Origin of the sequence: Pseudomonas sp. MF4836, assembly GCF_002018875.1 — a bacterium.
In the GTDB taxonomy this organism is placed as follows: domain Bacteria; phylum Pseudomonadota; class Gammaproteobacteria; order Pseudomonadales; family Pseudomonadaceae; genus Aquipseudomonas.
Genome location: NZ_MVOL01000004.1, coordinates 15,901 through 33,627 on the forward strand (window position 1 = coordinate 15,901; position 17,727 = coordinate 33,627).

The following is a 17,727-nucleotide window of genomic DNA, read 5'->3' on the forward strand; positions in this document are numbered from 1 at the left end:
AAGGAAGTTGAACATGGCCCAGACCAGCACACTGCCAGCCCCGATTGAAAGCGAAGCACCGGCAGCACCGGCCAGCACCACCAGCAGCACCTTGAGCGTGCCATCGCCGATCGGTCTGGACCTGGGTCCGAAAAAAGTCGACAGCCGCGACGCCCTGATCGGGGTGGCGGTGCTGGTGGTCCTGGCGATCATCTTCTTCGTGATCAAGAACGCCTACGCCAACTGGCGCGTACGTGAGCGTGTGGCACCGAGCCGCGCCAATGCTTCCGGCTGGTTCCTGTTCCTCGGCCTGCTGATGGTTGCGACCATGGCGGTGCTGGCGGTGATCAACTCCGGCCAGTTCCTGGCTCCGCTGTACCTGGCGCCGCTGGGCGGCGTTGCAGCCATCTCCCTGGTTGCCTGGCTGATGACCTTCTCGGCCAAGCGCTGAGTCATCGCTGCCTGATGGCCGGGGGTGCGCTGCGCACCCGGCCCGTCTCACCCCAATAGCGGATCAATTGCCAAGTTCACTTGGCCAGCCCACCCGGGCTCATGGAGTTTCTGATGAACGAGAGTGCACAACCTTCCGGCCAGGCAGCAGCCCCGCAGGTCAGTGAAAAGATCCACCCAACCTTGTTCATCGCCCTCGGCGGCACCGGCATGAAGGTCAACATCCGCCTGCGCCGGCGCATCCTCAATGCCATTTGGGGTGGCAACAACCAGGTGCAGCAGATTTCCGACTTCCCCCTAGTGCAGTTCGTCAACTTCGACCTCGATTCGGGTGAAGTGACCCAGGACGGCAAGTCGATCAAGACCGACGTGCTGGCCGAGCAGGTGGCCTTCACCTCCGAAGAAAAGATCATCGAGCCGCTCAACCTGAGCAAGTACACGCACTCCATCGATGAGCTCAACCGCCATCGCGAAGTGGCCGAGTGGTTCCCCCTGACCCCGGAAAAGATCAAGAGCCTGGGCATCGATCCGTCCAAGGGCGCCGGGCAAATCCGCGCCCTGTCTCGGCTGTACTTCTTCGACAAGTACCCGAGCATCCGCGACAAGCTGCGCAGCAAGGTCGGGCGCCTGCTGAGCAACATCGGCGCCCAGGCCGACAAGTTGAAAAAGCTCGGCCTGGAAATCGATCCGGGCAAGATCCGCGTGGTGATCACCGGCTCTGCGGCCGGCGGCACCGGTTCGGGTTCGTTCCTGGACATGGGGTTCCTGGCCAAGGCCATCCTCAAGGAAAACAACATCGCCGGTAAGGTCGACCTGTTCCTGGTGCTGCCGGGCGGCTTCGGCTCCTACAACGCCGAGCGCGTCCAGGCCAACGGCTATGCGGCGCTGATGGAGCTGGAGACCTGCATGCGCGGCAACCCGCTGCTCAAGCACTGGGACGCCACCGACAACCTGTTTATCGACAACCGTCCCTACGACGACGTGTACATCATCGATAACAGCAACGTCGCCCAGGCCAAGACCAGCGACCAGGAAGACATCTACGAGATGCTCTCGGATGCGCTGTTCACCGACTTCACCTCCCAGGATTTCGCCAACAAGAAGCGCTCGATCGCGGTCAACCAGAACCAGCACAAGATCCGCTCCTACAGCGTGAGCCTGCCCCAGGACTACGGCAGCGACACCAAGCTGCACTTTCCGCGCTCGTACTCGTCCCTGGGCCAGGCGGTGCTCGACACCCAGGTCGACGCGCGCCAGCACGTTCGCCTCAATCGCCAGGTGCAGCAGATGCTCAAGGCGTTCTTCGGGGCGGCCAACGCCAATAACGCGGTCAACGACAATCGCCCGACCGACAAGGAACGCGACGAGTTCCTGCGCGAGCAACTGAACGTCACCCCACGGACCTTCACCGAGCTGCCGGACTTCCTGTCCCGCGTCGAGTTGACCCTGGCCACGGGCGAGTTCACCCACTACCAGATCGCCGACGACCTGTTGCAGGTCGAGGGCGACAACAGCATCACCGCGCAGATCGAGCAGAAAACCGAGAGCCTGTTCGAACGCCTGCAAAACGGCGGGGCAGACAAGGACCAGTGGCTGACCCACGTGCGGGAAATCCAGCAACAGCTGGAGCGCGACACCAAGGGCAGTTCGGTGGACAGCGCCGAGCGCAACCACGAAGTGCGGATCAAGGAAAACCGCAAGAAGCGCATCGCCGAACTGGTGCGTGAAGACGCCTTGCCCGAGAAGCTGTTCCGACGCCTGGACGATGACGAGCGCGGCGGCCTGGATTACACCCTGGCGCTGGTGGAAATGCTCAAGGACCGCCTGGAAAACGAAGGCACCGGGATCATCCCGGCCCTGGAAAAGAACGCCGCGCGCTTCAAGGAACTGTCGGAAAAACTCGAGTCCTCGGAGCTGGCCCGCGAGTTCGAACGCCTCAAGGAAACCACCGGTTCAGGCCTGCTGGCGCGCCTGAGCGGCAAGGACAAACAAGCCGACACGGTGCTGGTCCAGGTCAAGGACACCCTGCGCGAAAGCCTGCTGTTCTACGTGCGCCATGTCGCCGCCCGTGAAGCCGCACAACTGCTGCGCGAGATCTCCGAGTGGCTGGGCCGCAAGGAATCGGTGGACCAGAACGGTCGCGCGATCTGGAACGGCTTTGTCGGCCGCCTGCAGGATGGCCGCAACGCGGTCGACAGCCTGCTCAAGCGCATCGACACCGACATCACCAAGATCGACGCCAGCATCAAGGAAAAACACGCCACCCTGATTCCCCTGGCGCCAGTGCAAGGCAACGAAGAGCCGGCCGCCAATGGCGCGGATGTGCGCGAGTGGGCCAAGGACGCGTTCAAGGATTTCGGCGGTTCGAAAGTGCTGTTCGGCAAGTTGCAGACCGAAGAGGGCCAGGAAGAGCTGCTGCTCAAGCTGCGCAATAAATCCGTGCAGCAACTGCCGAAGAACGCGCAGCGCATCGATCCGCTGATGAGCGCCCTGGCGGCCCTGAACCCGGAAGAGCAGCGCGAGAAATTCCGCCAGTTGCTGCAACGGGCCATGCCGTGGGTGCCGCTGAACCTCACTGGCGGTTTCGATATCGGCCAGAAGCTCTACACCTGCCTGATCGGCGTGCATGACCATGCCGAGTTCAAGCGCGTATACGGCGCGACCCTCGGCCAATGCCTGCCACAGGGTACGGCTATCAACGCCAGCGATATCCAGTTCGTGGAGTCGGGGATCCCCGGCAAACTGATCTGCTTCACCGAATTGAGCGGCTTCCCGCTGCCGGCGCTGACCCCGCTGTCGACCTACCTGGCCAGCTACCGCAAGGAAAGCGCGGCGATCCCGCTGCATGTGCACAAGCGCATCAGCCAGTTCGTGCAGCCGATCCAGTTCACCCAGGAGCAGTACCGCCAGTTCGCCGAGGACTTCAAACTCTACCTGCACGCGATTGCCCTTGGCGTGCTCAAGCGCCTGGACAACGGCCTGTACGAGTTCTTTATCGACAAGGAAGACTTCACCATCGGCGACGAATTCTCCATTCGTCAAAGCGGCCTGAAGCCGGTGCACCGCAGTGACATCGAAGCCCAGGTGCGTGACCGCACCCTGAGCCTCAACGAGGTCCAGATCGCGGCGCTGATCGCGCTGTTCGATGACATGAGCCGCAGCGCCTACAAAGCGCAGAAACGCATCGACGAGCAAGGCGCTTCGGAACCGTTCCAGGCCTTCCCGTACAAGATTGCCGAGCTGCTGAAAAAAGAGTACCTGGCCCGCCTCAAGCGCCAGGCCGGTGACCGCGACCAGGAGCTGGTGAAGTTGGCCGAAAGCTACCTGGGGCGCTTCAGCCAGCGCGTGATCGGCTCCCGGGCCGACGTCTACGCAGATGAGGTGCATGCCGACCACGAAGAAAAACTCAGCGTCGCCAAGGAGTTTTTCGCCGAGGGCTGGCTGGAGAACCTGCTCAAGCCGGTGGCGGCGCCGTTTGCCGGCCAAGCGCCTGCGGCCCCAGGCTTTGCCGCGCCACCGCCGATTGCCGGCGGCGCGCTACCACCACCGGTGGCGGCGGTGCAGTACAGCTATCACCTGAACGTCGCCGGGACCAATTACGGCCCCTACACCTCGGCGCAGTTGCAGCAGTACGTGCAGACCGGGCAAGTGACCCGCGACAGCATGCTGTGGCGTGAAGGCATGGCCGCCTGGCTCAGTGCCGGGCAGATCCAGGAGCTGGCCCACCTGTTCGCCCCGGCGGCAGGCAGTCCACCGCCACTGGGCGGCCCAGCCATGCCGCCACCGCTCTGAACCAAGCGAAGACGAGAACCCTATGTCAGCGTCAGTCAAAGCCGCCGAGTTTCCCGCTACCTGCGCCAACAGCGCCTGTGGCCGGACACTCTGCGGGCCGGTGAAACACTGCCCGTACTGTGGCGTCGCCGTGCAACCGCCGATCTCGGCCAAGGCCCCCGTGGCCGTGGCCGCCAAGGAGCCCGCCAGCCCGCCGCCGGTGGTCGAACCCAAGGCCGCCGCGCTGAAGTTCGAGCTGCCGGCTGCCCCTGCGCCAGCCGCGCCGCAGCCCGTGGCACCCGCGCCGGCCGCTCCGGCAGCCGCGCCGACCCCACCCGTGGCACCGCCTGCGGATAAACCCAAGGGCCTGCTGAAAAAAATCGTGATCGGTGCGCTGGTCCTGGCACTGCTGGCGTTCTATGGCATGAACCAGCTCGGCTCGCGCAACAGTCAGCGCGACCTGGAGCAAGTGCTGCTCGCTGGTCAGCAATGCCTGCGCCAGAGCGACTACAACTGCGCGCTGGATAAAGCCGAACAGGTCCTGCAGAAAAACAGCAAGGACCCGGCGGCCCTGAGCCTGTTGAATCGGGCCAAAGACGGCTTGAAGCAGGTTCAGCGCGACAAGGACCTGGCGGACCAGGCACGGCAGAAGGAGCAGGACCGCAAGGCTCAGCAAGACGCTGCCGACCAGCGCAAGCGCGCCGAAGAGCAGGCCCGGCGCGAGCAGGAAGCCAAGGCCGCGGCGCAGGTCCAGTCGATCCCGGCACCCGCAACGCAGCCCAGCACGCCTCCGCGTTCCACCACGCGCATCGAGCAGAACAACGGCGCCGCCAGCATGGTCGGCCGCTCGCTGAACGAGGCACGCAAGGCCTTGATCCGCCGCGACTACCAGAGCGCGATCACCGTCGCCCGGTTGGTGCTCAACATGGACCCGGGCAACCGCGAGGCGCAGAACATCATCAACCAGGCCACCCGCCAGCAATCCCAGGCCCTGAACCGGACCACCATCGAATGATGACGCCGGCCTCCCTTCGAACACTTGGAAGTCATCCATGACCCAGCACCCGCGTTCCCCCAATAAGCGTTTGCTTGCCCTGGGCCTCGTATCGATCTTCGGCCTGCAGAGCTGCGCCAACATCGACTCCAAGAGCATGAACCCGACCGGCTGGAGCGGCGGCGACTGGCTCAAGTGCGGCCTGGCCATCGCGGCAGGGGCGGCAGCAGGGGCAGCGGTCAGCGGCAAGAAGGATCGCGGGGTCGGCGTCGTAGCCGGCACGGCCGCAGGTATCGCCGTGTGCTTCGTGATCAACGCCAAGTCGGTGCAGACCCAGTCGCCCCAGGAAGTCGAGGCGCAGTACCGCAAAGGCGGCAAGAAGGCTCCTGCCGAGCCGCAAGTGGTCAGCTACCAGACCAGCATCCAGCCCGGCAGCACCATCAAGCGCGGCCAGCCGATCAAAGTGGTGTCCAACATCGTGGCCATCGATGGCAGCCGCCAGGCCGTCAACGAGATCAAGGAAGAAGTGCGCCTGTATGAGCCGGGCGCCACCACCGCGTTCAAGGAAGGCACCAAGGTCGCCAACGAGAAGCCCGGCAGCGGCGGTTACGAAAACACCTTCACCATCACCCTGGACAACCAGGTGCCGCAAGGCGTGTACCGCGTCGACACCTCGGTGCTGCTCAACGGCAAGCCGGTCAACACCCGCAGCAACAACGTGCAACTGGTGATGATCGACGCCGACACCTATCAGATCGCCTACCTCGACTGAAATGCCTGATGGGGGGCGCCCGTCGGGCGCCCCTGGGCAAACCGCATGGATCGCTGGAGACACACCCATGACCGAATCCGGGTATGAGGTTCGCCCCACGCTTTTTATCGCGCTGGGCAACACCGGCCGCCGGGTCGGCCTGCACCTGCGCAAGCGCCTGCTGGCCACCTCCTGGCGCGAGGGGCAACGCATCGAGCGCCTCGCCGACTTCCCCCTGGCGCGCTTTATTCGGTTCCACCCGAGTGACTTCCAGGTCTGGGAGCGGGGCCTGGAGCCCGCACAGCCCGAAGCCTGTTTTCGGGTCGATGAAATCATCAGTGGCCCGTTCGACCCCGAGGCCGAGCTGGACTCGCCCGACGTCGCCAAATGGTCGCCCCTGACCTCGCAGACCATGAAGCACTGGGGAATCGAGCCGATGAAATACCATCGGCTTCGCGGTTTTTCCCGCCTGTACTGCCTGACCCAGGCCGACCAGATCCGCGCCAGGGTGCGTCAGGCCCTGCACCACCTGCACACCTGCGACCCCACGCAAGACGCCGAGGCCCAGCGCCTTGGCCTCAAGGTAAGCCGGGACTGCGTCAATATCGTGATAACCGCTTCGGCGGCGGGCAGCTACGGTTCGGGGTCGTTTCTGCAGATCGGCGATCTGGTCCGGCAAACACTTGCCGAACAGAACATCCCCGGGCGTGTCGCCTTGCATCTGGTATTGGCCGGCGGGGCGATGCACATCGAACCGGAGCGGGCACAGGCCCACAGCTACGCCGCACTGATGGAGCTGGAAACTCGCGGGCGTGGTTATACGACCGCGCAGGACGACAACCCGGTGGGGCCGTTCGACGACCTCTATGTGTTCGACACCTGCAACCTCGCGCAACGTCGCTGTGAGGAGCCTGAAGACCTGCCGTTGATGCTCGGCGACATGCTGTTCAACGATCTGGCCAATCCGCCGCTGAGCGAAAAAAAATGGATCATGAGCAGCATCCATCGCCAGTACACCATCCGTAGTCATAGAGTGGAACTGCCGGAAGAATTCGAAAATACCCCCGCCCTGCGGAACCCCATGAGCTATTCCAGCCAGGGGCATGCCGAGCTGTACGCGACGTTCCGGCCCGACGGCCTGGCCGACCTGCACCTGAGCGGCCACACCCAGCCGCTGCTCAGCGGGTTGATGGCGCCACAGGAGGGCGAAGACCCACTGCTCGCCCTGTTGGCCGGCCTGACTGCGCAAGACCTCCGCCGGGTATTGAGCCTGTGGCTGGAACAGGCCATGCCCTGGGCCAACCTGGAGCTTGAACCCGGCCGCGGAACCAACCCCGACGGTTACCTGTGTCTGCTCAGCGTGCCGCAACCTGCCGAGTTCAGGCGCCTGTACGGTGAGTTGCTGAGTCAATGCCTGCCCGCACTGCCAGGCCTGCGCCCGAATGACCTGCAATTCATCGATTGTCAGGTCCCTGGGCGGTTGGTCGCCTCCATGCGCTCGAGCGGCTTTGCCCTGAATGCCTTGCGCGACCTGCCCGTCTACCTGGCCAACTACCGCAAGCAGGCACAGCAGCGTCCCTTGCACGTGAACAAGCACGCCAACTGCCATCCGCTGATCTTCGACCAGGCGCACTACCTGGCCTTGGCGCACGACCTGCGCCTGTATCTGCAAGCCATTGCCCTGGGCGAATTGACCCGCAACCCGGGGCAGGCCTACGAACTCATCGACGAAGGCGAGGCCTTTGGCATCGGCACCGAGCCGGCCATTCGCCAATACGGGCTGCGGGCCCCTCATCGGCAGCTGCTCTCGACGCGGGTGCAGGCGCGTTTGAGCCAGCCGCGCCCGGCACTGCTTGCCGCGCTGTGCGCGCTGTTCGAGCACTTAAGGCACGACGCTTACAAAAGCCTGAGAGTGGTCGATGAAAAAGGGATAGCCGAGCCGGCGTGCTCATTGCCCAGGGAGCTCAGCGCCATCCTCCGCAGCGAATCCTTCAGGCTCCTGCACGAGCAGGCGCCTGAACACGCCGAAGCCCTGATCGAGCAGGCGCGAAATCACTTGCCGGCGTTCACCCGTTCGATCAGCGGCTCCAAAGGCGATGTCTATGTCTCTGAAGTCGTCCCGCACCACAGCGAGAAACTCCAGCTGCGCCCGGAGTGCTTCGACCCTGGCTGGCTGGAGGCTTTGTTCAACCCAGGCATTCATGCAGCACAGGCCGCGGCGCAGCATGCCAGGGACAGTCAGGCGCGCTATCACCTCAACGTTGGCGGCGTCGAATACGGCCCTTACAGCTTTCTTGAGCTGCAACACTACGTCAGCACCGGGCAGATCACGCGCCAGAGCTTGCTGTGGCGTCCGGGCTTGAGCCAGTGGTTTGTCGCCGAGACCCAGGCGGAGCTGGCGGGCCTGTTCACACCGCCTGCGGCGCCCCCCAGCGAGCCGCCGATGCCGGGCTAGAGCTGTTCTTGCGGCTCTTGCGGCAGTTGCTCATCCAGGTGCAGCCAGGGCAGGCGGCTGTCGGTCCAGATATGCCGGTCGGCCGGGGCCTGTTCCGGGTGGTCGAGGGTGGCGATGGTCACGTCGATGCTGCCCGGGCTCAGCTGGGTCTCCAGCGCCAGCTGCGCACCGCAGTTGCCACAGAACAGGCGAGTGCAGCTGGGGGAGGAGCCGTAGCGCACGGGCGTGCCTTGGGTCCATTGGAAGGCCGGGGCGGGCAGGGTGATCCAGGTGGTCACCAGGCCGCCGCTGACCCGGCGGCAGATCGAGCAGTGGCAATGGGCGATATCCCGTAGCGGGCCACTGAATTGATAACGCAGCCGACCACAATGACAGCCCCCGGTGTGCAGTTCGCCCATGTGCCTTTCTCCCTTGCTGTGATGGCGGTCACTGTATGCCGCTCATCGGTTGCTTGAACATCCACTCATTCCTTTCACCGGCGAAAGGTAGCTGAAAGCTTCCCCGATTAGGATCGCCTCCACTTCCGGCAATAGACCGGTTGGCCACAGTGAGCGTTGCGACGCTTCCCGGCCCAATTAACAACAACAATGGTGATTCTGATGTTTGCTCCTACCCGCCTCGCTGCACCTACTCCACCCGTACGCCTCGCGCTTCCCGTTCTGCGCTGACCCCACCCGGTTCGCCATTCCCTAGCCGCGCTACGCCTGGAGTATTCCCATGCTGACTTTCCTTGGCTTTGCCATGGTCATCACCTTCATGTTCCTGATCATGACCAAGCGCCTGTCCGCGCTGATTGCCCTGATCATCGTGCCCATCCTCTTCGCCCTGTTCGGCGGCTTTGCGCCGAAGATCGGCCCGATGATGCTCGAAGGCATCACCAAGCTGGCGCCCACCGGCGTGATGCTGATGTTCGCCATCCTGTATTTCGCCCTGATGATCGACTCGGGCCTGTTCGACCCGGCGGTGCGCAAGATCCTCAAGCTGGTCAAGGGTGACCCGCTGAAGGTCTCGGTCGGCACGGCGGTGCTGGCCCTGGTGGTGTCCCTGGACGGTGACGGCGCCACCACCTACATGATCTGCGTGGCCGCCATGCTGCCGCTGTACAGCCGCATCGGCATGAGCCCGCGGATCATGGCCGGCCTGATCATCCTCGCCGGCGGGGTGATGAACATGACCCCCTGGGGCGGCCCCACTGCACGCGCCGCCAGTGCGCTGCACGTGGACCCTTCGGACATTTTCGTACCCATGATCCCGGCCATGCTGGCGGGCGTGGTGGCGATCCTGGCGATTGCCTATATGTACGGCAAGCGTGAGCGGGCGCGTCTGGGTGAACTGCACCTGGTGGGCGACGAGATCGACCACAGCGAAATCAGCGTCTCGCAATTCCCTGATGCCCGCCGTCCGAAGCTGATCTGGTTCAACGGCGCGCTGACCCTGGCCCTGATGTGCACCTTGATCGCCGGCTTGCTGCCGCTGCCGGTGCTGTTCATGGTGGCCTTCAGTATCGCGATGATCGTCAACTACCCGTGCCTGCAACAGCAGAAGGACCGCGTCGCCGCCCACGCCGGCAGCGTACTGGCGGTGGTCGGGCTGATCTTCGCCGCCGGTATCTTCACCGGGATCCTGTCCGGCACCGGCATGGTCGACGCCATGTCCAAGAGCCTGCTGGCGGTCATCCCCGACGCACTGGGGCCGTACCTGGCGGTGATTACCGCGCTGGTGAGCATGCCGTTCACCTTCTTCATGTCCAACGATGCCTTCTACTACGGCGTGTTGCCGGTACTGGCCGAGGCGGCCAGCCACTACGGCATCACCGCGGTGGAGATGGCCCGTGCCTCGATCGTCGGCCAACCCGTGCATTTGCTGAGCCCGCTGGTACCCTCGACCTACTTGCTGGTAGCCCTGGCCGGGATCGAGTTCGGCGATCACCAGCGCTTCACCCTCAAGTGGGCAGTGCTGGTCTGCCTGTGCATAATGTTCGCAGCCTTGCTGATGGGGATCTTTCCACTGTTCAGCACTCTATAACTGCAATGACTCTTCGCCCGGGCCGGTTGGCTGATCAACCGCCCCGGGCGATCTAACACTCGCTCAAAGGAATACACATGGAATGGCTGACCAACCCGGAAATCTGGGTTGCCTTCTTTACCCTGACCGCCCTGGAAATCGTCCTGGGCATCGATAACATCATCATGATTTCGATCCTGGTCAGCCGCATGCCCAAGCATATGCAGGCCCGGACCCGGCTGTTCGGCCTGGCGCTGGCCATGGTCACGCGCATCCTGTTGCTGTTGTCGATCACCTGGGTCATGCGCCTGACCGCCGACCTGTTCGTGGTCTTCGGCCAGGGTATTTCCGGGCGTGACCTGATCCTGTTCTTCGGCGGCCTGTTCCTGCTCTGGAAAAGCTCCCAGGAGATGTACCACGCCCTGGAAGGCGAGGACGAGACGGCGGACGAACCCACCGGCAAGGGCGGCAACTTCCTCTACACCATCATCCAGATCGCGATCATCGACATCGTGTTCTCCCTGGACTCGGTGATCACCGCCGTCGGCATGGTGTCCCATGTGCCAGTGATGGTCGCGGCGATCGTGGTCGCGGTGCTGGTGATGATGCTCGCAGCAGGCACCATCAGCGACTTCATCGACAAGCACCCGTCGCTGAAGATGCTGGCGCTGTCGTTCCTGCTGGTGGTGGGTACCGTGCTGATCGCCGAAGCCTTCGAAGTGCACGTGCCAAAAGGCTACGTCTACTTCGCCATGGCGTTCTCCCTGGCGGTGGAAGCGGTCAACATCAAGATGCGCACCGCCATCGCGAAAAAGAAAAAACAGAGCGATCCAGTGAAACTGCGCAAGGATATTCCGGGTCAATAACCCGAGCGCGGACTGAAAGAAAGGGGCTCACGGGCCCCTTTTTCACGTCTGCAGAAAGCTGTTTTCATGACAGTTTTATTTCAATGCGCACTTTAGCTATGCGATGCTGGCGCCCAGACCGTTAGCCAACTACAGCTTAAGTACAGAACGTAGATCGTCGCGCGGCACCGTCAACTTGCCCCTTTGGGGCGATTCACCCCAGGGGACCCTTTATGCTGACCCTGCTCAATCTGCTGTCCGCCGTGACCCTGTTGATCTGGGGCACGCATATCGTGCGTACCGGGATCCTGCGGGTCTATGGCTCGAACCTGCGTCACGTCATCGGCCAGAACATGGCCAGCCGCCCGCTGGCCTTTGTCGCCGGGATCCTGGTCACCGCCATGGTCCAGAGCAGCAACGCCACGGCGATGCTGGTCACCTCATTCGTCGGCCAGGGCCTGATGGCGCTGACCCCAGCCCTGGCGACCATGCTCGGGGCCGACGTCGGCACCGCGCTGATGGCACGGGTGCTGACCTTTGATTTGTCTTGGCTGTCGCCGCTGCTGATCTTCCTCGGGGTCATCTTCTTCCTCTCGCGCAAACAGACCCGTGCCGGCCAGTTGGGTCGGGTCGGTATCGGCCTGGGTCTGATCATTCTGGCGTTGCAGCTGATTGTCGAAGCCGCCGCGCCGATCACCCATGCCCAGGGCGTGAAGGTCCTGTTCGCCTCCCTGACCGGCGACATCCTGCTCGACGCCCTGATGGGCGCGGTGTTCGCCATGGTGTCCTATTCCAGCCTGGCGGCCGTACTGCTGACCGCGACCCTGGCCGGTGCCGGCGTGATCAGCCTGCCGGTGGCCATCGGCCTGGTGATTGGCGCCAACATCGGCAGCGGCGTGTTGGCCTTCCTCAGTACCAGCATGCAGAACGCCGCCGGGCGCCAGGTGGCCCTGGGCAGCCTGTTGTACAAATTGTTCGGCCTGCTGTTGATCATCCCGGTGCTCGACCCCCTGGCGCACTGGATGGACAGCCTGGATTTCAGCCCGCAAGAGGTGGTGATCGGCTTCCACCTGCTCTACAACACCTTGCGCTGCCTGCTGCTCCTGCCCACGGTCGGGCCTATGGCCAAGCTCTGCGCCTGGCTGTTGCCCGAGCGCCCGCAAGACAGCGGCCGGGCCAAACCGCGACACCTGGACCCCACGGCCCTGGTCACCCCGAGCCTGGCCCTGGCCAACGCGGCGCGGGAAACCCTGCGCCTGGGCGACCTGATCGACAACATGCTCGAAGCCATGCTCGACGTGCTGCGCGGCAAACAGACCGCCGTCACCCAGGAAATGCGCAGCCTGAGCGACGATGTGGAAGCGCTCTACAGCGCAATCAAACTCTACCTGGCGCAAATGCCCCGGGAAGACCTCAGCGACCAGGACAGCCGGCGCTGGGCCGAGATCATCGAGCTGGCAATCAACCTCAAGCTTGCCGGCGACCTGATCGAACGCATGCTGCGCAAGGTGCAACAGCAGAAAACCTCGCAACGCCGCCAGTTCTCCGAAGTCGGCCTGGAAGAGCTGGCCGGGCTGCACGCCCAATTGATCGCCAACCTGCGCCTGGGGCTGTCGGTCTTTCTCAGTGCCGATCCGGAAAGCGCGCGCCAGCTGCTGCGCGAGAAGCGTCGCTTCCGCGCACAGGAACGACGCCTGGCGCACGCCCACGTCAGCCGCCTGCAACGTAAAATCGTCCAGAGCATCGAGACCAGTTCGCTGCACCTAGAGCTGATCGCCGACATGAAGCGCTTGAACTCGCTGTTCTGCAGCAGCGCCTATGTGGTCCTGGAAACCTCCGAAACCGGTGCCCTGGCGGCGGAAGATCTCGCTGACATCACCCATTCACCCTGAACGTCCATGGTTGACTGAAGTCTGTAGAACTTACGCACGCCGTAAGGAAGCTCGCTATGCGTTGTCTGTTGTTCGCCTGTCTGTTGTTGAGTTGCGCTCATGTGTCGGCCCTGGACCGCTTTCAGGTCGAGGGCTACATGCTGCCCAACGGCCTGCAGCTGTTGCTCAAGCCCGGGACCGAGCGCGGCCATGTGGCCATCCGCCTGGTGGTCGGGGTCGGCCTGGATGACTTCGACTGTGCCGACAAGGAGCTGCCGCACCTGCTGGAACACCTGCTGTTCAGCGGTATCGATGGCAGCGGCGAAGGCGGCCTGGAAGAACGCATGCAGGCCCTGGGCGGCGAGTGGAATGCCTTCACCAGCAACGCCGACACCACCTTCGTCATCGAGGCCCCGGCCAAAAACCAGCGCAAGGTCCTCGACCTGCTGCTGGCCCTGCTGACCCGCACCCAGATCGACGACAACGCCATCACCGCCGCGAAACAGGTGGTGGAGCGCGAGGACGGCGGCCATTACTCGCACCTGCAGCGCTGGCTCGATCGTCAGGACCTGGGCCACAAGGCCGGCAATCAACTGGCGGTGGAACTGGGCCTGAAATGCGCCGAGCGCGCCGAAGTCGAACACCTCACGGCCGAGCAGCTGGATCAGGTGCGCAAGCACTGGTATGCCCCGAACAACATGACCCTGATCATCGTCGGCGACCTCGACCGCCTGCTCCCGGCCTACCTGGAGCGCACCTACGGCCAGCTCGAACCGGTGGAGCCCAGCGAACACTTGGCGCTGCCGGATATCCAGCAGCCGGCAGCGGCCGAGCGCAGCCTGATCAAGGGCTGGGTCGGCAACGGCGCAACCTTGCACTGGCTGTTTGCCGAGCCGGTGCTGGACGACGAGCACGACGCCACCTTCGACCTGCTCAAGGAGTACCTGGACTGGGCGCTCTACAGCCGGCTGCGGCTCGACCACGAATTGTCATACGGCCCCTGGAGCGACCGCGAGGTGTTCGGCGGTCAGGGCTTCCTCAGCCTCAACGCCGACCTGGCGCGCGATGACCTGGAGCAGGCGCAGCAAGTGATTCGCGAGCTCAAGGCGCAGTTGCTCAAGGACGGACTGGATGCCGCCACTTTCGAGCGCCTCAAGCAGGCCGCCATTGCCCGCCAGGCCTGGGCCGTGCAGGGCAACAGTGCCCTGGCCGACTACTACTGGAGCGCCCTGGGCGATTACGCCGATGGCCGTTTCAACGACCCGGCCAAGCGCCTGAGGGCCGTGAGCCTGGAGCAGACCAACCAGGCCATGCGCCAATTGCTGGCGGAGCCGGGCTACCTGCGCATCGAAAAACCGCTGCTCAGTGACGAGCAGGTGGTGTGGCTGCTGGGCGGGCTGCTGGCGCTGGTGCTCTTGATCGCCCTGGGCTGGCGCCTGCGGCGACGATGAAGCGGGGTCGCAGGCGCACGCGGTTTAATTGCCCGGGCGCCTCGCCACACCTGCGCGGCGACGCTATCCTGTCGCCGATTTTCCCCGCCATGACTGTGAACCCGCCCAATGCCTAACTGGACTCACCATATACAGCGCATCCTCGAACTGATGAAGCGCTACCCAGGGGTGATCGCCCTCGGCGGGTTCATTTCCGGGGTCGGCAGTTTCATCCTGGTGGACCGCCAGCAAGGCCTGGCCACCTGGATCGCGGTGATCATGCTGGTGAGCTGGGTCTGGCTGATGCTGGAAAACACCCTGACCCAACTCTTCACCCGGGTCTTCAAGCGCGAAATTCCCCAGCCGCTGTTGCGCTACGCGACGCAGATGATCCACCAGGAAAGCCTGTTCTTCGTCCTGCCGTTCTTCTTTATCACCACCGCCTGGAACAGCGGCCAACTGGCCTTTACCGGGCTGCTGGGGGCCGCGGCGCTGGTCTCGATCACCGACCCGCTGTACTACAAGTGGCTGGCACCGCGGCGCTGGCTGTTCCTGGCGCTGCACACCCTGACCCTGTTCGCGGTGCTGCTCACGGCGCTGCCGATCATCCTGCACCTGACCACCTCGCAGAGCTTCAAGCTGGCGCTGGGTATCGCCATGCTGCTGTCGTTTCCGAGCCTGGCCTCGATCTTCCCGATCCGCAGCCTGCGCAGCGGCCTGGCGGTGTTGAGCATCACCCTGGCGATTGGCGGCACCGGCTGGCTGCTGCGTTCCTGGGTGCCGCCGGCGACCCTGTGGATCACCGAAGAGGCCATCAGCACCCAGTTGCAGGACCGCACGCCCGGCGACAGCCTGGAAGACATCAGCGTCGCCCAGGTGCGCAGCAACGGCCTGTACGCCTACACCGCGATCAACGCCCCGCGCGGGCTCGACGAGCGGATTTATCACGTCTGGCAATTCAACGGCAAAGAGCTCGACCGCATTGCCCTGGATATCCATGGCGGGCGCAAGGAGGGTTACCGCGCCTGGAGCCACAAGCAGAATTTCCCCGGCGACCCGGTGGGCCGCTGGCAGGTCAGGGTCCTGACCGAGGACGGCCAGGTGATCGGTGTGCTGCGCTTCAATGTCACCGGCACAGATCAAGCCGCCCCGGCTCAGGGCGAGGCAAAATAACCGGGATCGTGCTATTACGTAGCACTGCGTAATAGCCAGACAAGCACGGAGCTTATGACCAGCAGCGCAACGGCCGGCAGTGCCCAACTCGATACTTCCCAGACCCCGCCCCAGCTGCGCATCAGCGGGGACTGGACGCTTGCCCACTACACCGCACTCAAGCACCTCACCCAGCAGCTGGCCAGCCAGTACGACGCCAACACCCCTGTCGACCTCAACGCCCTGGGCGCCCTGGACACCGCCGGCGCTTCGCTGCTAGTGGAGCTGCTGGGGGCCGAGCGCCTGGGACATAGCGCCGAGCACCAGGATTGCACCCTGTCGACCGCCGACCGCGCGCTGCTGCGCACCGTCTACTGCTCCCTGAGCGACTTCTGCATCCCGGTCAAGGAGCCGGAAGTCTCGGTCGGCATCCAACTGCTGTCGCGCATCGGCCGGGCGGTGGATGCGATCTGGCAGGACACCCTGCAACTGCTGGGCTTTGTCGGGCTGATTCTGGAAACCATCACCCGTGGCCTGCTGCGCCCCAAGCGCTGGCGCATCACGCCGATGGTGGCCCATATCGAACAGACCGGCCTCGACGCAGCGCCCATCGTGGCCCTGCTGACCTTTCTGGTGGGCGCAGTGGTGGCGTTCCTCGGGGCCACGGTGCTCGCCAGTTTCGGCGCCAGCATCTTTACCGTGGACCTGGTGGCGTTCTCCTTCCTGCGGGAATTCGGCGTGCTGCTGACCGCGATCCTGATGGCCGGGCGCACGGCCAGTGCCTTTACCGCGCAGATCGGCTCGATGAAGGCCAACGAGGAAATCGACGCGATCCGCACCCTCGGCCTCGACCCCATGGAGCTGCTGGTGGTGCCCAGGGTCCTGGCGCTGCTGGTGGCCTTGCCGATGCTGACGTTCCTGGCGATGCTTTCGGGGATCATCGGTGGCGGGGTGGTTTGTGCTTTGTCGTTGGGGATTTCGCCGGCGATGTTCCTGTCCCTGCTGCAAACCGATATCGGCGTACAACACTTCCTGGTGGGCATGGTCAAGGCGCCGATCTTCGCCTTCCTGATCGCTGCGATCGGCTGCCTGGAAGGCTTCAAGGTCAGCGGCAGTGCCGAATCGGTGGGCGCCCACACCACGTCCAGCGTGGTGCAGTCGATTTTCGTGGTGATTGTGCTGGACGCCGTGGCCGCGCTGTTTTTCATGGAGATGGGATGGTGAGTCGTCTACCTCGCGCCCCCGCCGAGGCGGTGATTGAAGTCCGTGGGCTGTGCAACCGCTTCGGCAAGCAGAGCGTGCACGAGAACCTCGACCTGGACCTGTACAAGGGCGAGATCCTCGCCGTGGTCGGTGGTTCGGGCAGCGGCAAGTCGGTGCTGCTGCGTAGCATCATCGGCCTGCGCCAGCCCAGCGAAGGTTCGGTGCGGGTCTTTGGGCAGAACCTGCCCAGCCTCTCCGAGCATGAACGCTCGATGGTCGAGCGACGCTTCGGCGTGCTGTTTCAGAAAGGCGCGCTGTTTTCATCGCTGACCGTCACCGAGAACGTCGCCTTGCCGCTGATCGAACACGCCGGCCTGAGCCGCGCCGACGCCGAACACCTGGCGGCGGTCAAGCTGGCCCTGGCCGGGCTGCCGCTGTCGGCTGCCGACAAATACCCGGCCTCGCTGTCGGGCGGCATGATCAAGCGCGCGGCACTGGCCCGGGCACTGGCCCTGGACCCGGACATCCTGTTTCTCGACGAACCCACCGCCGGCCTCGACCCGATCGGCGCCGCGGCGTTCGACCAACTGATCCTGACCCTGCGCGATGCCCTGGGCCTGAGTGTGTTCCTGGTCACCCACGACCTGGACACGCTGTACACCATCACCGACCGGGTGGCGGTGCTGGCGCAGAAGAAGGTGCTGGTTGCGGACGCCATCGACAAGGTCGCCGAGACCGACGACGCGTGGATACACGAATACTTCCATGGCCCTCGCGGCCGCGCGGCGCTTCTGGCCGCTACACAGCTCAACGAGGTATGAC

General features: G+C 64.1%; 13 protein-coding genes. 12 read left to right on the forward strand and 1 reads right to left on the reverse strand.

Annotated features, from left to right (window positions below; genetic code table 11):
• Positions 1 to 13: 13 nt before the first annotated feature.
• The 5 genes from MF4836_RS10215 to MF4836_RS10235 all read left to right on the forward strand — a co-directional run bounded on the left by MF4836_RS10215 (position 14) and on the right by MF4836_RS10235 (position 8,400).
• Positions 14 to 430, forward strand: a complete 417-nt coding sequence (locus MF4836_RS10215) for a hypothetical protein (protein WP_078470245.1) — start codon at positions 14 to 16, stop codon at positions 428 to 430.
• A 113-nt stretch (positions 431 to 543) separates the two neighbouring features.
• Positions 544 to 4,221 (forward strand): tubulin-like doman-containing protein, encoded by a 3,678-nt coding sequence (locus tag MF4836_RS10220; protein WP_161955739.1) that lies wholly within the window; start codon positions 544 to 546, stop codon positions 4,219 to 4,221.
• A 22-nt stretch (positions 4,222 to 4,243) separates the two neighbouring features.
• On the forward strand, positions 4,244 to 5,215 hold the full coding sequence (locus tag MF4836_RS35370) for a hypothetical protein (RefSeq protein WP_161955740.1): 972 nt from the start codon (positions 4,244 to 4,246) through the stop codon (positions 5,213 to 5,215).
• Between the two features lie 37 nt (positions 5,216 to 5,252).
• On the forward strand, positions 5,253 to 5,966 hold the full coding sequence (locus tag MF4836_RS10230) for a hypothetical protein (protein ID WP_078470248.1): 714 nt from the start codon (positions 5,253 to 5,255) through the stop codon (positions 5,964 to 5,966).
• A 67-nt stretch (positions 5,967 to 6,033) separates the two neighbouring features.
• Entirely contained in the window at positions 6,034 to 8,400 is a 2,367-nt protein-coding gene (locus tag MF4836_RS10235) for a tubulin-like doman-containing protein (RefSeq protein ID WP_161955741.1), read from the forward strand.
• Here MF4836_RS10235 and MF4836_RS10240 read toward each other — a convergent pair.
• Positions 8,397 to 8,798, reverse strand: coding sequence for a GFA family protein (locus MF4836_RS10240; RefSeq protein ID WP_078470250.1), 402 nt, complete (start codon positions 8,796 to 8,798; stop codon positions 8,397 to 8,399). The two genes, MF4836_RS10235 and MF4836_RS10240, sit on opposite strands and share 4 nt — an antisense overlap.
• Before the next feature lie 319 nt (positions 8,799 to 9,117).
• On the opposite strand from MF4836_RS10240, the gene MF4836_RS10245 reads away from it, so the two are divergent.
• The 7 genes from MF4836_RS10245 to MF4836_RS10275 all read left to right on the forward strand — a co-directional run bounded on the left by MF4836_RS10245 (position 9,118) and on the right by MF4836_RS10275 (position 17,726).
• A complete protein-coding gene (locus MF4836_RS10245) occupies positions 9,118 to 10,425 on the forward strand; it encodes a CitMHS family transporter (protein ID WP_020297740.1) in 1,308 nt (435 codons plus the stop codon).
• 77 nt (positions 10,426 to 10,502) lie between these two features.
• Positions 10,503 to 11,270 (forward strand): TerC family protein, encoded by a 768-nt coding sequence (locus MF4836_RS10250; RefSeq protein ID WP_078470251.1) that lies wholly within the window; start codon positions 10,503 to 10,505, stop codon positions 11,268 to 11,270.
• Positions 11,271 to 11,482: 212 nt separating this feature from the next.
• Positions 11,483 to 13,141 carry a Na/Pi cotransporter family protein gene (locus tag MF4836_RS10255; RefSeq protein ID WP_078470252.1) on the forward strand — a complete coding sequence of 553 codons (1,659 nt, stop codon included), beginning with the start codon at positions 11,483 to 11,485 and terminating at the stop codon, positions 13,139 to 13,141.
• A gap of 56 nt (positions 13,142 to 13,197) precedes the next feature.
• The gene (locus MF4836_RS10260) at positions 13,198 to 14,571 is read left to right on the forward strand and encodes a M16 family metallopeptidase (protein WP_078470253.1); all 1,374 of its coding nucleotides are present in this window, start codon (positions 13,198 to 13,200) and stop codon (positions 14,569 to 14,571) included.
• Positions 14,572 to 14,679: 108 nt separating this feature from the next.
• Positions 14,680 to 15,723, forward strand: coding sequence for a DUF5924 family protein (locus tag MF4836_RS10265; RefSeq protein ID WP_078470254.1), 1,044 nt, complete (start codon positions 14,680 to 14,682; stop codon positions 15,721 to 15,723).
• 54 nt (positions 15,724 to 15,777) lie between these two features.
• Positions 15,778 to 16,926: an ABC transporter permease gene (locus MF4836_RS10270; protein WP_078470255.1), complete on the forward strand. Its 1,149-nt coding sequence runs from the start codon at positions 15,778 to 15,780 to the stop codon at positions 16,924 to 16,926.
• Positions 16,920 to 17,726 (forward strand): ABC transporter ATP-binding protein, encoded by an 807-nt coding sequence (locus MF4836_RS10275; protein ID WP_178102930.1) that lies wholly within the window; start codon positions 16,920 to 16,922, stop codon positions 17,724 to 17,726. Before MF4836_RS10270 ends, MF4836_RS10275 begins: the two co-directional genes overlap by 7 nt.
• Position 17,727: the final 1 nt, after the last annotated feature.

Excerpts from the sequence above, each read along its gene's own strand:
- MF4836_RS10215 (WP_078470245.1), top strand. The coding sequence starts at position 14 with ATGGCCCAGACCAGCACACTGCCAGCCCCGATTGAAAGCGAAGCACCG.
- MF4836_RS10220 (WP_161955739.1), top strand. The coding sequence starts at position 544 with ATGAACGAGAGTGCACAACCTTCCGGCCAGGCAGCAGCCCCGCAGGTC.
- MF4836_RS35370 (WP_161955740.1), top strand. The coding sequence starts at position 4,244 with ATGTCAGCGTCAGTCAAAGCCGCCGAGTTTCCCGCTACCTGCGCCAAC.
- MF4836_RS10230 (WP_078470248.1), top strand. The coding sequence starts at position 5,253 with ATGACCCAGCACCCGCGTTCCCCCAATAAGCGTTTGCTTGCCCTGGGC.
- MF4836_RS10235 (WP_161955741.1), top strand. The coding sequence starts at position 6,034 with ATGACCGAATCCGGGTATGAGGTTCGCCCCACGCTTTTTATCGCGCTG.
- MF4836_RS10240 (WP_078470250.1), bottom strand. The coding sequence starts at position 8,798 with ATGGGCGAACTGCACACCGGGGGCTGTCATTGTGGTCGGCTGCGTTAT.
- MF4836_RS10245 (WP_020297740.1), top strand. The coding sequence starts at position 9,118 with ATGCTGACTTTCCTTGGCTTTGCCATGGTCATCACCTTCATGTTCCTG.
- MF4836_RS10250 (WP_078470251.1), top strand. The coding sequence starts at position 10,503 with ATGGAATGGCTGACCAACCCGGAAATCTGGGTTGCCTTCTTTACCCTG.
- MF4836_RS10255 (WP_078470252.1), top strand. The coding sequence starts at position 11,483 with ATGCTGACCCTGCTCAATCTGCTGTCCGCCGTGACCCTGTTGATCTGG.
- MF4836_RS10260 (WP_078470253.1), top strand. The coding sequence starts at position 13,198 with ATGCGTTGTCTGTTGTTCGCCTGTCTGTTGTTGAGTTGCGCTCATGTG.
- MF4836_RS10265 (WP_078470254.1), top strand. The coding sequence starts at position 14,680 with ATGCCTAACTGGACTCACCATATACAGCGCATCCTCGAACTGATGAAG.
- MF4836_RS10270 (WP_078470255.1), top strand. The coding sequence starts at position 15,778 with ATGACCAGCAGCGCAACGGCCGGCAGTGCCCAACTCGATACTTCCCAG.
- MF4836_RS10275 (WP_178102930.1), top strand. The coding sequence starts at position 16,920 with ATGGTGAGTCGTCTACCTCGCGCCCCCGCCGAGGCGGTGATTGAAGTC.